Origin of the sequence: Cystobacter fuscus, from assembly GCF_044360685.1 — a bacterium.
Lineage (GTDB): Bacteria > Myxococcota > Myxococcia > Myxococcales > Myxococcaceae > Cystobacter > Cystobacter fuscus_C.
The window spans coordinates 7693353-7707407 of sequence record NZ_CP043491.1 but is presented as its reverse complement, the minus strand read 5'-3'; the positions used below and the strand labels follow the sequence as shown (position 1 = coordinate 7707407).

Annotated in this window: 11 protein-coding genes; 3 read left to right on the top strand and 8 right to left on the bottom strand. The window is 67.8% G+C overall.

Annotation, left to right across the window (positions count from 1 at the left end; all coding sequences use genetic code 11):
* Positions 1-45 precede the first annotated feature (45 nt).
* Both F0U63_RS31475 and F0U63_RS31470 read right to left on the bottom strand, forming a co-directional pair.
* Positions 46-864: an intradiol ring-cleavage dioxygenase gene (locus F0U63_RS31475; protein WP_395835527.1), complete on the bottom strand. Its 819-nt coding sequence runs from the start codon at positions 862-864 to the stop codon at positions 46-48.
* Between the two features lie 227 nt (positions 865-1091).
* On the bottom strand, positions 1092-1682 hold the full coding sequence (locus F0U63_RS31470) for a TetR/AcrR family transcriptional regulator (protein ID WP_395835525.1): 591 nt from the start codon (positions 1680-1682) through the stop codon (positions 1092-1094).
* Positions 1683-1728: 46 nt separating this feature from the next.
* On the opposite strand from F0U63_RS31470, the gene F0U63_RS31465 reads away from it, so the two are divergent.
* Entirely contained in the window at positions 1729-4020 is a 2292-nt protein-coding gene (locus F0U63_RS31465) for a molybdopterin-dependent oxidoreductase (protein WP_395835523.1), read from the top strand.
* A gap of 235 nt (positions 4021-4255) precedes the next feature.
* Complete coding sequence (locus F0U63_RS31460) at positions 4256-5248, top strand: LysR substrate-binding domain-containing protein (RefSeq protein WP_395835521.1); 993 nt, start codon at positions 4256-4258, stop codon at positions 5246-5248.
* Between the two features lie 10 nt (positions 5249-5258).
* Here F0U63_RS31460 and F0U63_RS31455 read toward each other — a convergent pair whose 3' ends face one another.
* On the bottom strand, positions 5259-5972 hold the full coding sequence (locus tag F0U63_RS31455) for a DOPA 4,5-dioxygenase family protein (protein WP_395835519.1): 714 nt from the start codon (positions 5970-5972) through the stop codon (positions 5259-5261).
* 203 nt (positions 5973-6175) lie between these two features.
* Entirely contained in the window at positions 6176-8785 is a 2610-nt protein-coding gene (locus F0U63_RS31450; RefSeq protein ID WP_395835517.1) for a hypothetical protein, read from the bottom strand.
* Positions 8786-9391: 606 nt separating this feature from the next.
* On the opposite strand from F0U63_RS31450, the gene F0U63_RS31445 reads away from it, so the two are divergent.
* Positions 9392-10444 (top strand): M57 family metalloprotease, encoded by a 1053-nt coding sequence (locus F0U63_RS31445; RefSeq protein WP_395835515.1) that lies wholly within the window; start codon positions 9392-9394, stop codon positions 10442-10444.
* Positions 10445-10495: 51 nt separating this feature from the next.
* Here the strand turns inward: F0U63_RS31445 and F0U63_RS31440 are convergent, their stop codons facing one another.
* From F0U63_RS31440 to F0U63_RS31425, 4 genes are all read right to left on the bottom strand, one after another.
* Positions 10496-11137 (bottom strand): hypothetical protein, encoded by a 642-nt coding sequence (locus F0U63_RS31440; protein WP_395835513.1) that lies wholly within the window; start codon positions 11135-11137, stop codon positions 10496-10498.
* A 105-nt stretch (positions 11138-11242) separates the two neighbouring features.
* A complete protein-coding gene (locus tag F0U63_RS31435) occupies positions 11243-12325 on the bottom strand; it encodes a quinone-dependent dihydroorotate dehydrogenase (RefSeq protein ID WP_395835511.1) in 1083 nt (360 codons plus the stop codon).
* A gap of 5 nt (positions 12326-12330) precedes the next feature.
* On the bottom strand, positions 12331-13326 hold the full coding sequence (locus F0U63_RS31430; protein ID WP_395835509.1) for an adenosine deaminase: 996 nt from the start codon (positions 13324-13326) through the stop codon (positions 12331-12333).
* Between the two features lie 36 nt (positions 13327-13362).
* On the bottom strand, positions 13363-14052 hold the full coding sequence (locus tag F0U63_RS31425; RefSeq protein WP_395835507.1) for a Smr/MutS family protein: 690 nt from the start codon (positions 14050-14052) through the stop codon (positions 13363-13365).
* Between the last annotated feature and the right edge of the window lie 3 nt (positions 14053-14055).

Below are 14055 nucleotides of genomic sequence, written 5' to 3'. Positions count from 1 at the left end.
GCCACCGCTCAGGCACGGATGCCCAGGGCCTCGTCCCGCCGCGCGCTACGCCGCGATGGCCACTGGCAGCGTGGCGATGTATCCCGCCGTGGTGCTGCCCGTGACGCTCGCCATCTGCAGGGACGTTCCGTCCCTGAACACGTTGTCCTGGGCGTAGCTCGTCCTGGAGAGATTGCTCGCGCTCGAGGTGTACCCGCTGGTGGCGTACACCGCCTTGCACACCTCCACCGGCAAGGCGAGCTGCGAGGTCTTGATCTTGTTGGAGGCGGAGGTGGCCTTCGCGAGGCTGGGATAGATCTCGAAATGGATGTGAGGCATGCGTCCGGCGTAACAGCCGGGGAAGATGGTGGTGAAGGACACCACGCCATTGGCATCCGTCGCCTGCACACCGCGCAGATAGTTCTGCGAGGGAAGGTCATACATCGAGTACTTGCCGTCACGGTCGCAATGCCAGAGGTAGATGGCATATCCGGACAGAGGGCTGCAGCTGCGCGTGCTGCTGACCAGGGTGAGCTTGAGCGTGAGCACGATGCCCGCTGCGGTGCCGGTCGCGCTGCCGAGGCTGGAGCGGATGTCACCGCGCACGATGCCCGACAGCGTGAGCGCGTTGGGCCCGTTGGAGCCATCACCCGGGTACGGCCCCTGCGTCTCCTCGGGGATCGTCGAGCAGCTCGCCAATCCGTCGGTTCCGGCGCCCTCGGCCCCGGCGCCGTCGAGGCCCAGGCCCTCGGTTCCGGCGCCGCAACCCGCGAGGAACGTGGCGCCCGCCATCCATCGCAAGATTTGTCTGCGATCCTGTTGCCGCGTCAGGATTCTCAGATCGTGCTCAAGGCCCTTGTCGTGACTGTGGTTATCGATACTCATGCCGCCTCCTTGGGGATGCGAACCAAGGTAGCGTGCCTTTCTTAAGAACCTCTTAAGCAGACAAGCAGTTTTATCCGTGATTATTGTAGATATCCGCCAGGTCTGGAGGGGTGCACTGGCGCGCCGCGCCGCCCTTCTATTGCGACGTGCTGGGCGACAGGCGTTGAGTCGCGGGGACACACTCAGGAGCGGGGAGGGGGAGCGGGGAGCCGCGATGCGGCTCGAAGTCATGACGTCCCTTTTGGAGGGGGCCTCCTCCGGAGTGACGCGATGCCATCGCGTACGCTCTGGCGCGCGGCCGTGAGCACCTCGTGCTTCGCGTTGTCCGTCGCGAGACCACGCGCGATCATCACCGCCCCGACACACTGGTTGAGCAGCGCGAAGGCGACCGATGCGTCGCCCACCTTCTCGGAGAGAACAGCCATCAACTCCGAGAGAGCGCGCTCGAACACCTGCTTCGTCCCGACCGGAGCGCGGCCAATCTCCGAGGCCAGCGTTGGCAGCACGCATCCCGCCTCCGGATGCCGCACGTGCGCGAGGCTGAGGTAGGCGTCGAGGGCGCGGAGCAGCTCTTCTTCGTTGTGCGGTTCGAGCGCGGCGAAGCGCTCGCGCGTCGTCTCGAGCTCCGTCTCGACGATGGCGGACAGCAGCTCGCCCTTGCCTTCGAAGTGCCGGTAGAACGCGCCGCTGGTGAGCCCTGCCGCGCTCGCGAGCGCATCGACGCCGCTGCCCGCGAATCCTTGCTGCTTGGAGAGAGATGCACTGGCGCGCACGAGCTTCTCTCGTGTTCTCGACTTCTGTTCAGTGGATTGGCGCATGGGACCTCGGCATGATAACGATCGTTATCCTTCCGGCAAGGGCCCCATGACCACCGAACAGACCGCCTGCATCCTGTGCTCCCGCAACTGCGGGCTCCGCGTCGAAGTCGACGGCTCACGCCTCACGAGCATTCGCGGTGACGATGCGCACCCGGTCTCCAAGGGCTACCTCTGCCAGAAAGCCGCGCGGCTGCAGCACTACCAGGAGAACGCGGACCGCCTCGAGCATCCGCTGCGGCGCGAGCCGGATGGCTCCTTCGTCCGCGTTGGCTGGGACGAGGCGCTCGCGGACATCGCCAGGCGCCTCATCGCCATCCGCGAACGGCACGGCGGGCGGGCGTTCGCGTTCTACGGCGGCGGTGGCCAGGGCAACCACCTGGGCGGCGCCTACAGCCGGCAGCTCACGAAGGCGATGAAGAGCCGCTTCGTCTACAGCGCCCTCGCGCAGGAGAAGACGGGCGACTTCTGGGTCAATGGACGGCTCTTCGGTGATCAGCGCTGCCATCTCACCGAGGACGTGGAGCACGCGGACTTCGTGCTGTTCATCGGCACCAACCCGTTCCAGGCGCACGGCATCCCCAACGCACGCGACACCCTGCGCGAGCTGAAGAAGGATCCCGCGCGCCAGATGGTGGTGGTCGATCCGCGCAAGACGGAGACCGCGCGCCTCGCCGACGTGCACCTGCAGCTTCGCCCCGGCACCGACGCCTTCCTGATGGCGGCCATCCTCGCCATCATCGTGCGTGAGGGCCTGCATGACCGCGAGTTCCTCGCGCGGCGCTGCACCGGCTTCGACGCGTTGGAGGCGGAGCTGCGCTCGATTCCAGTCGAGGACTACGTCCGCCGGGCCGACGTGCCCCTCGCCGACGTCGAGCGCGTGGCCCGGGGTTTCGCCCAGGCCCGCGCGGCCTGTGTGCGCATCGACCTCGGCCTGCAACAGAGCCTCCACAGCACGCTCAACTCCTACCTCGAGAAGCTGCTGTTCCTCGTCACCGGCAACTTCGGCAAACGAGGCGGGAACAACTTCCACTCGTTCTTCCTCCCATTTCTCGGCCACACCGACGAGCGGGACAGCCGGCACCCCCGCACGGCCCATCACAAGATGCACCCCATCGCCGGGCTCTACCCGCCGAACATCCTGCCGAGCGAGATCGAGCACGAGGGAGAGGACCGCATCCGCGCGATGTTCGTCGACAGCGCCAACCCCGCACTCACGGGCGCGAACACCGCCGCCTATGAGCGGGCCTTCTCCAAGCTCGAGCTGCTGGTCGTCGTGGACGTGGCCATGACGGAAACCGCCCGGCTCGCCCACTACGTGCTGCCCGCGGCGACGCAGTTCGAGAAGTGGGAGTGCACCGGCTTCAACCTCGAGTTCCCGGACAACGCGTTCCACCTGCGCCACCCCCTGTTCCCGCCGCGGGCGGAGGCCCTGCCGGAGCCAGAGATCTACACGCGCCTGCTCGAGGCGATGGGTGAGCTCCCGGCGTCATTCCCGCTGCTGCGGCGCATCGCCACGCGCGAGCCCGCGGCGACGAAGCACCTCGTCTTCCTCGCGGCGATGGGCGCCCTGCTGGTGAAGAAGCCCCGCCTTCGGCCCTTCGCCGCGTCCATCATCTACCGCACCCTGGGACAAACGCTCCGGACCCCCCGCGCGAGCGCCTCGCGCGTTCCACCCGCAGCGGCGGCGCCGCTGCTCGCTCTGGCTCTCCAGCTGGCGAGCCGGGAGCCCGCCGCCGTGCGCCGTGCCGGGCACCGGGGCAACCGGCTCACGCTGGGCGTGTCGTTGTTCCACGCCATTCTGGAGCGCGCGGAGGGGACCCTGGTCACCCGGCATGAGTTCGAGGACACGTGGTCGTTCATCCGGCACGGCGACGGGCGCATCCATTTCGACATCCCCGAGATGCTCCAGGCGCTTCACGCGCTTCGTGACGAACCCCTGGCGAACCACCCCCTGGTGCTGGTCGCTGGCGAGCGCCGGGGCTACAACGCGAACCAGATCTACCGGGATCCGGCGTGGCGGAAGACCGACCTCGACGGTGCCCTACGGATGCACCCCGACGACGCGCGTGCGCTTGGGTTGCGGCAAGGCGCGCGAGCCCTGTGCACCTCGGCGACGGGGGAGATCCCCGTCACCATCGAACTCGACGAGATGCTCCGTCCAGGCATGGCCATCCTTCCCCACGGATACGGCATGCGCTACCGCGGGGGCGAGCCGAACGGTCCGCAGATCAATCGCCTCACGGCGAGCGAGCATTGCGATCCGCTCTCGCGCACGCCGTACCACAAGCACGTCCCGGTGAGCGTGCGCGCCCTCCAGGATGCGTCCGAAGTGACGTAGGCCACCTGGGGAAGGTGTCAAAGGACTCGTTCCGGTACCTTTGCCACCTTGATTTTCCCTCGGATGTTGCAAGTATCGTGAGCGCGGATGGGTCGACGTCCGATCCACGATGCGGTGAGGAAGGCCGTCTTGAGCCAGGCGTTTTTCGAAGAGGGCGGGAAGGCCGTCCCCATGGGGTGTTGTCGGCGGTCGAGCTCCCTCGTGCCGATTCCCGCTGACCCCATCAAGGCAAGTCATGACGCTCACCCAGCTCCGCTACCTCATCGCCATCGTCGACGCCGGCCTCAACATCAGCCGCGCGGCTGAGCGCGTTCACGCCACCCAGCCCGGTATTTCCAAGCAGATCCGGCTGTTGGAGGACGAACTCGGTCTGCAGCTGTTCGCCCGCAGGGGAAAGAATCTCGAGCATCTGACCGACGCGGGCCAGGAGGTGGTGCGCCGGGCGCGGCTGATGGTCCTCGAGGAGGCCAACATCCTCGCGCTGGCCGCCAACCACCGCGACCAGAACAGCGGTGAGCTGCGCATCTCCAGCTCGCACACCCAGGCGCGCTTCGTGTTGCCCTCGGCGGTGGCTCGCCTGCGCCAGTCCTATCCATCCGTCGCGGTACACCTGCTCCCGGCCGATGAGAAGAACCTGCTGGAGTGGGTCGGACGGGGCGAGGTGGACCTGTCGATCGTCAGTGCCGTGGGCACGCCACAGGGCTGCGTGGCGGTTCCCGCTTTTCGTTGGCAACGGGTGCTGGTGGTGCCCAGGAGTCATCCGCTGGCCAGGCTGAAGCGGCCGCCGACCATCGCCGCTCTCGCCGCCTGGCCGCTGGTGACCTACGAATCGGCGCTGCGGCCCGAGTCCTCCCTGCGCCAGGCCTTCCAGCTCGCTGGTCACGCGCCCACGCTCGCCTGCACGGCGCTGGACGCGGACCTGATCAAGACCTACGTGCGGGCCGGGCTGGGGGTGGGCATCCTGGCGGAAATGGCCGTGCTGGCCGACGACGCACGTGACCTGAAGGTCATTTCCATCGAGGGCCTGCTACCGGTCTGCACCACCTGGATCGTGCTTCGCCGCGACCAGGTGTTGTGCAACTTCGCCATGGATTTCATCGCCGGGTTGGCACCGCGGGTCGACCCGCTCGACGTGCGCAGGGCACTGGCGGGTGAGGAGGTGGACTGGGGGGCCGTGCCTTCGTGGTCCGAGTTCACCGCGGTGTCGCGCCTCGCGTCCTTGGGATGACACGTCACGCTCAGCTCTCCAGCTTCACGCTGGGCCGGGTGTTGGGGTAGATCTGCTCGATCTCGGGTTCCTTGCCCGGTTCCGGTTTCGGCCAGTGATAGGCGTTGACCGGCTGCGAGCGATTGACCCATAGCGCGTAGTACAGATGATCCGAGCGCGGGTCCTCTGTATTGGGATGCAACAGGATGGTCAGGCCGAGGCTGTTGAGTTGCAGCCAGGGGATGATGATGGGAACCAGGTCATTGGTGAAGCCGAAGTAGAACGAGGGCGTGACATGCGGGCCGCGAGGTTCCAGGTTCCAGTCGCCCAGTTCGACGTTGAAGCGTTCGGCCGTCCATTTGCGGATCAGTGCCGCTTTTTCATGGGTGTCTTCGTCGAAGTAGACGTGCGCGTGGTAGCTCTTGATGTCGGTGTACCGGCGCGGCGTGGTGGGCAGCGTGCTCTCTCCTGGGCGCAGGCTGACCGGGCGTGGTGTGGGTTGTTTGTAGGTTTCGTATCCCCACGGGCTCTTGCCCGGCGTGGGGCGAGGCGGTGCCGGTGGTGGCGTCGCACCGGGAGTCAACCTGACCTGTTCGGCCGCCAGCGCGTCGGCGGAGAATGCGGTGGAGACGAGCGTGGCGGCGGCCAGTCCGGTGTTGACGAGCAACTGGCGCCGTCCGGGCGACAGCAGGTCGGCCCAGTCCTGATCACTCTGGGTGGTGTAGATGGGTTTTCGTTCTGACATCAGCCTCGCTCCCGAGCCGCGGATCCACCGTCAGTCAAGCCGCGTCCCGGGCACTCGGCCAATGATGATTGGGCATACCCATATACTCGCGCCGGATTCCCTGCCCACGCTGGGTGCGCTGCGGCACCGCGTAGCCCACCACCCCGTCTCCGTGCGGGGCGACGAAGATCGGTCGGGCGTGTGGATGGACCGGTCAACTCGGGTCAGGGCGCGGGTCCTCCGCCCCCAGTCACGCCCCCCACGGCCATGCCCACGAACTGCACGACCGTCTTGGAGAGCTGTCCCGTCAGCGCCGCGCCGAGGGTGGTGGCCAGGCTCGCGCCGAGCAGTGACAGGGAGGCGGTCACCGTCGTGAGGCCCGCGAACCCGAGGAAGGCGCGCCAACGGAAACGCTCTCCCCATGCCGCGCGTGCCACCCACACGTCGAAGCACAGCCCCAGCAGGAGGAAGATCATCACCGAGTGGAGCATGGAGAAGACGAAGAGCACGAGATCGTTCGTGCGCGAGAGTACCTCCAGCCACGAGGGCAGCAGACAGAGCTGTGTCACCAGGCAGAGCCAGAGCGCCTTGCGCAGGCCCGTGCGTCCCCGGAGGCCCGAGAAGAAGAACCCGAACAGGGCCGCCGAGGCGAGGACGTTGACCGTGTAGAAGATGAGCAGGAAGCCCAGACCCTTCCAGGAAAAGGCCTGGGTCAGCCCCCACGCCGTGTAGGCCAGCGTCACCGGCAGGAAGAAGAGGCACCCCAGGCGCATGGCCAGCTTCGCGTTCTCCCAGTCCCCCGCGAGGGGGCCATGCGCGAACACCAGGTCCCTGGCCGGGGTGCCCTCGAACGAGAAGTTCTTCTCGACCTCGGCGATCCGCTGCTCGAGCTTCGAGGCACGCTCCTGGTAGTCGTCCAGCGACAGCTCTCCCTTCGCGAACTTCGTGCCGAGCACCTCGAGGGCGGCGTGCATCTGTTGCAGCCACGCCAGGGGCAACTCCTCCAGCCACTGCTTGCGCAGGGACAGCACCTTGTCCCGTCCGGCGAGCAGGGCCTGGCGTCGCTCGAGTGGAAGCAGCAGGACGGTGGGAAAGAGCGCGAGGCCCAACAGGGCGGGAATCGCCCATCCCCCCAGCCTGTCGTGCAGGCCGATTCCGTGGCTCGCGAAGAGGAGAGCCCCCACCCACGGCGTGGGCCCTGGCTCCCGCTGCTCGGCGGAACTGGCGAGTGAGGCCAGCAGCCCCAGGAACAGGGCATGCCCCAGGACTTCCGGAAGAGCCGTGGAGGAGCGCAGTGCCTCCCAGACGAGGGGGAGGTGGGACGCCTCGGCTTGGGCACGCAGGGCGGGCATGGACAGGGCATAGGTGATCAGCCCCGGCAGCACGAACCAGCTCCATTTCCCCTGGGGCGAGGCCCGGCCGGAGGGCTGGAGCACCAAGGGTGTGAGGCAGAGCCCAAGCAGGCTGGAGGCCATGAACAGCCGCAGCCCCCAGAGGGCGTGCTCGGAGGGCGTGGGCAGCAGGACCGTCACCCCGAGCAGGAGGGCCGAGGCCCTCCAGGGAGCGGCGAGAAGACCTCCCCACCGCGAGTGGAAGGCGGGGAAGCGCCCGCGCACCAGCCGCGTCCCGACCAGCGTCACCAGCATCACCCCGAAGGGCCACAGGGCCGGGGGAAGACGCCGTGGCGGGTCCACCAGCGGGCGCAGCAGCTCGATGAGGGGGACCACCAGGGCGAAGGCGACGAGCCACTCCGCGAGCAGCCGCGTGCGCCAGGCCCGGGGAAGCTCCGGCTCGAAGAGCTGGACGAGACGGTTGGGAACCGGGGAGGGCACGGGGAGCGAGGTCCGGGCCAGCCGGTGGGCCAGCAGGAAGAAGGCCGCGACGAGCAGGAGCAGCTCCGGGCCAGGGGTGAGCAGGAAGGAGGGGAGGGCCGCACGCAGCCGCGCCAGTTGCTGGGAGAACCGGCTCACCCACCCCAAGGGCGTCGTTTCGCCCGAGAAGGCGAGGCGGAGCTCCGTCTCGCGTCCAGGGGCCTGTCCGGTGCCCTTCCACCTGCCGACCCCGCCTTCCAGCGAATCTGGCAGAGGGGCCACCGAGCGCAGCGCGAGCCCCGGACTCTCGATGATGAACTCGTCCGTGGCGCGCGAGAAGGGAAAGCCATCTCGCGAACGGAGCACCAGCCTCTCGAAAACCGGGTAGGCGCGGCGGGACAGCGGGATGGACTTCGAGAGCGTGACCTCGGAAGCGCCGAGGGAGAGGGTGGTCGCGTGCGGCCCGCGCCGGACGAGGCGGTCGACCGGGGTGCCGTTGAGGAGGACGGATTGGAACAAGCGGGCGAGGGCCTCGTTCGTGTCGTCCGCCAGCAGGCCCAGGGACGAGGCTTGCTCCCGGGGAAAGACGGTCTCCACGTACAGCAGGGCGCCCTCCGCCACGGCTCGCAGGCGCAGGACACGGCGCGGGGGCTCGATGCCGAGGAGCTCGACGCTCCGTACCGTCACCCGAGGGGGAGTGCCCACGGAGAACTGGAGCACGTTGCGGCCTGGCGCGAGCGCTACCCCCTGGAAGTGGAAGCGCTCGGAGGCGCACTCCGTGGTGACCGGGTTCCCCCCCAGGGAGAGCTCGATGCGCTGGATGTCCGGGGCACAGCGTCCGGAGATGTCGAGCGACGTGGGGGCTGGCAGCCAGGGCGGGAGCGGCGGCTCCAACGAGAGCACGGCGTCCCGCGAGGGCCCGGCCGCCCTGGAATAGATGCGGAGCCGCACCTGCATCAGCAGCAGGGTCATCACCCCCAAGGCGCCGAACGTCAGCATCAGCCGGAGCCAGGGGAGGGGCACTCTTGATCGGAAAGTCGCCATGGCGGGTGGCCCGCGAGAATAGCCACTTTGTCTCCGCTTGGAGCGCCCTCGTCACCGGCGTGGGCATCAGCGGCGAGGCCTTCTCCCGCGTCCCCGAGCCCGGAAGGCATTTCGTCCTCGTTTACTCCGGATTCATTTCTTTCCCTCACTTCGAGAGACCAGCTTCCCTCCAGGCAATCACAATCCAAGAAGACAGTAATACAACTCAAAATCCAACCCCTCATAAGACAATCTCAAAACGCCGTTCCGGAAGCCTGGTAGTGCGATTGTCGCGAACGAGGACAGGAATGTCCTCATCCAGGACAGCACTCGAGCCCACGAGAAAGCCCTTGGAATCGTGGCGGATGGGAGGGTGGATGTAAAATCGCTTTACATCCTCGGAATGCGCCATGGAGCCTGGATCCACCGACTCACGCTTGTTATTCCATCTATTCCTGGGGTCTGTGCGTTGGCACGATGTCTGCTCAAGGCGGACGCATGACCAAATCACTCATGGCTGTCTCTCTTGGCGGGCTCTCGCTGTTGGCCACTGTCGGCTGCGGCGGGGCCGATGAATTCCCTGTCACCGGGCCGGATACCGAACCGGTGAGCCAGGCTCTCTCGTGGGAGCAGTTCAGCTCCAAGGTCTACGTGGATCCCGAGGGGGCGTTCATCGTCGACGGGGACATTCCCCTCCATGATGAGAAGCAACTGCGTGAGTTCTATGAACTGTACGTGAAGCGCGGGCAGCTCATCCTCAACACCGTGGGTGGATCGGACACGAAGTGGAGCGACACGCAGAAGCTCAACCTCACGTATTGTGTGAGCACCACCTTCGGCACCAACTACGACCGTGTGGTGCAGGACATGGCGAGTGCCGTCGGCGCCTGGGAAGGCGTGACCAACGTCAACTTCATCCATGTGAGCGCCCAGGACGGCAGCTGCACCGCCAGCAACTCCAACGTCCTCTTCGACGTACGGCCGGTGACCACGGGAGGCCAGTACGTGGCGCGCGCCTTCTTCCCGGATGATACGCGCGCCAATCGCAATGTCCTCATCGACAAGACCGCCTTCAGCGGCCTCGCTCCGAGGACGCTGGCCGGCGTGCTTCGTCACGAGTTGGGCCACACGCTGGGCTTCCGCCACGAGCACACCCGCCCCGAGGCGGGCGGCGGCTGCTATGAGGATAGCAACTGGCGCGTCCTGACGGCGTATGACTCGGCCTCCGTGATGCACTACCCGCACTGCAACGGCAGCCAGACGGGGGACCTGGTCATCACCGCCAAGGATCAGCAGGGCGCCGTCAGCCTCTACGGTGCGCCGGGCAGCCAGCCGCCTCCTCCGACGGGTGGTGGCACTCCGGTGTCCGAGACGGCCAGCGGCAGCGTGGCCAAGAGCCAAGAGGTCCATCATGGCCCGTACGCGGTGGTGGCTGGCACCACCTTCAAGGTGACCATGACCGGTTCGGGAGACCCGGATCTGTTCGTGCGGTTCGGCTCGGCCCCCACCACCTCCTCCTACGCCTGCCGCCCGTACCTCTCCGGCGCTTCCGAGTCGTGCACCCTGTCCGTGCCCGCGGGCCAGACCAAGGCCTACATCATGGTGCGCGGCTACTCCGCTGGCAGCTACAGCCTGGGTATCAGCTACACCAAGCCGTAACGAGAATGTCGAAACCACGTCCCCCGCGAGCCGAATCGGGTCGCGGGGACGTCAGCTCCTCGGCGCCTGGTGCACCCGGGTGGTGAGCCCTGCGTAGATGTCGTCGACGTCGGGCTCGCTGAATTGCAGATCCTCCGCGGGCGCCCTCGCGAACGGCGGGAGGCAGAGCATGAGCGCACGGCGGGCGTGATGAATCGCTTGCGAGCGTCGATCCACCGCATGTCTGTCCGGGGCCTCGTCTCTTTCGATGCAGTTCTGGATGAACCTCAGGGCCTGCGTGAGCTCGCCATTGAGCACGAGGGCGGCTCGAGCGAAGTTGTCGCCGATCAGATAACGCTCCGTCCCCAGCGTGCCTTGAAAGCCGTCGATGCGCTTCTGGAGGTCATCCATCCTGCGGACAGCCTCTTGCCGCTGCTCGGTCACCGCCCTCACGTCTGTCTTGGTGCCCAGCAGGCCCACGGCGGACCACGCCAGGGTCAGGGCGAACTCCGTGCCCGACTCCGCCGCGAACACGCGGTGGTAGGCGGCGATGCGTGACTTGGCCAGCTCGGAGGCGTGGGCCTGGTCGCGCTTGAAGACCTCCAGCCGCTTCTGCAGGAAATAGGTGGCCAGAGCGAAGGCGCCACCGAGGATCACCTTGTCCACGACGGTGAGCAGGAACTTCGGCCAGAAGTCGTCCCAGGGTGATGCCACGCATGCCTCCGAAAAGGTGAGGGGCCGACCGTATCATCCTCGCGGCACTCTCACTCCCGGCGCATGGGTTCTCCTGGGCCTGCCCCGGTGACGGGGGCCGGGCGCTCAGGCCCGGGGGCGGTGATCGGCGCCAATGGCCTCGCGCACCGAGCCGAGGCCATCCCGGGCGAGCAGGGGGCCCAGGCCCGCGAGCAGCCGGCGCACCATGCCGGGCCCCTCGTAGATGAAGCCCGTGTACACCTGCACCACCGAGGCCCCGGCGCGCAGCTTCTCGTACACGTCCTCGGCGGTGAAGACGCCGCCCACGCCGATGATGGGCAGCGCGCCGCTGCTGCGCGCGTAGGCCCGGCGGATGACGGCGTTGGCGGCCTCGCGCACGGGGGCTCCGGACAGGCCCCCGGCTTCCTTGGCCACCGGGTGCTCGAAGGGCCGCGCGATCGTGGTGTTGGTGGCGATGAGGCCGGCGAGCCCGCAGGCGCGCGCCACGTCCACCACCTCGTCCACGGCCTCGGGCGTGAGGTCCGGGGCGATCTTCAGGAACAGGGGCTTGCCGGGCGCCACCTGGGCGAGCCGCGCCTGGACGGCCTGGAGCAGGGCGGTGAGGAGTTCGGGCTCCTGCAACTGGCGCAGGCCGGGCGTGTTGGGGGAGCTCGCGTTGACCACCACGTAGTCCCCGAGCGGGGCGAGCGCGTCGACGCACGCGACGTAGTCGTCCACCGCGCGCTCCAGCGGCGTGTCCTTGTTCTTGCCGATGTTCACGCCCACCGGAGCGGGCCGCCAGGTGCGCGCGCGCAAGCGCTCCGCGGCGGACGGGGCGCCGTGGTTGTTGAAGCCCATGCGGTTGATGAGGGCGTGGTGCTCGGGGAGGCGGAAGAGGCGCGGTGGGGGGTTGCCCGGCTGGGGCCGCGGGGTGAGGGTACCCACCTCCACCGCGGAGAAGCCCAGCGCGAACAGGCCGTCCACGGCCTCGGCCTCCTTGTCGAGCCCCGCGGCGAGCGCCACCGGGTGGTCGAACGCGAGGCCCGCCACCCGCACCGAGGCGTCATAGGTGGCGGGGGTGAGCGCGCGGGCGCGCAGGCGCCGGCACAGCCCCAGGAAATGTCCGAGGACGCGCAGGGCGGCCATGCCCAGGCGGTGGGCGCGCTCGGCGGACAGGAGGAAGAGCAGGGCGCGCAGCAGGGAGTACATGGGGCTCACGCGGGGATGAAGGAGGCCTGGCGCGCCCAGGCGAGCGTCTGATCCACCTGGGCGGGGGTGAGCAGGCCGTTCTTCTCGACGAGCTCCACCTCGCGCAGCATGTCCGTCTCCAGCAGGTAGGTGCCGTCGGTGTTGAGGGTGAACTTGACGCCCCGGTCCCAGAAGGTGGCCAGGATGTGCTTGAGCTCGGCGATGCCGTCCACGGCGCGGGTGTGCAGGTTGGAGGTGGGGCAGATCTCCAGCACCACGCCGCGCTCGCGCAGCATCTTCATGGCCGTCTCGTCGTAGGCGGCGCGGATGCCGTGGCCGATGCGGTGCGGCTTGAGCTTGTCCACCACCGCCATGACGCCCTCGGCACCGGTGCCCCGCGTCTCACCCGTGTGCACGGTGCACTTGAGGCCCGCCTGACGCGCGCGCTCGAAGAGCTCCTCGTACTGCGTCACCACCTCGGGCTCCAGCTCCAGCGCGTTCGTCTCCGTGCCGGCCAGGTCGATGCCGTACACGCCGCGGTTGCGGTACTTGATCGCCTTGTCCACGAGGATGCTGTTGAGCCGGTGATCGAACTCGCGCGCCAGGCAGAAGATGAGGCCCGCCTTCACGCCGTACTCGAGCACGGCCCGGTCCATGCCGCGCAGGGCCGCGTGGATGATGTGGTCCAGGTCCAGCTCGGAGTTGAGGTTGCGCTTCATGGGGTTGAAGCGCAGCTCCATCTGCGTGACGCGGCTGCCGCGGTACTCCTTGCCGATGATTTCGTACACGCAGCGCTCGACGGCCAGGGGCGAGCTTTGGAGCTTCTCCGTCCAGGTGTGGAGGATCTTCAGGTAGTCCTCGAGGCTGCCCACCTTGCCGGGACGGGAGGTGATGAGCTCGACGAACTCGAAGTAGTCCTTCACCGGGAGCTTGAAGCCCTGCTGGTGCGCGAGGGACCAGAGGACATGGGGAGCCACGGAGCTGCCCATGTGGATGTGCAGATCAATCAGATCGCGTGCCATGGCGGCATGTATGCACGGAGCCGCCCAGGCGTCCAGCTACCGGCGCAGCAGAACGTAGACCGCGCCCGTTCCACCGTCCTGGGGCCGTGCGGAGGCGAACGCCAGCACCGTCTTGCCGATCCGCTTCTGGCCGAGCCAATCGCGCAGCCACTCCTTGAGCACGGGGATTTGATCGTGGGAGTTCAGCCCCCGGCCGTGGACGATGAGCACGCAGCGCTTGCGGGCGCGGTGACTCTCGGTGAGGAAGCGGTCCACGGCCTCCTGGGCCTGGGCCCGGGTCTTGCCGTGCAGATCCAACTGGCCCTGGAGGACGAAGTCGCCGCGGCGCAGCGAGCGCATGAGCCGCACGTCGAGTCCCGGAGCGGAGCCCTCGATGAAGTCGTTCGAGCCGGCGATGTCGAACTCGCCCTGGCCCGCGACCATCTCGGCCAGCTCGGCGAGCGCCTCGGCGTTCTCGTCGATGATCTCCGGGAGGCGGGGATTGGGCACGGGGGCCTCGCCCCGGTGGGTGAGCTGCTCCACTCCGTCCATGGCGGACAGGAAGAGGGAGGCGTCGTCCTCCTCGCGGACGCGCGAGGCCTTGGTCGGCTTGGGGGGCGGGGGAGGAGCCTGGGGCTTCTTGGGAGGCTCGGCCTCGGCCTGCTTCTTCTTGAGGTCCGTGAGAGCCGCCTTGAAGGGATTGTTGAACGCCTCGTTCTTCTTCTTGGGAGGGCCTCGGTCGCTCATGGT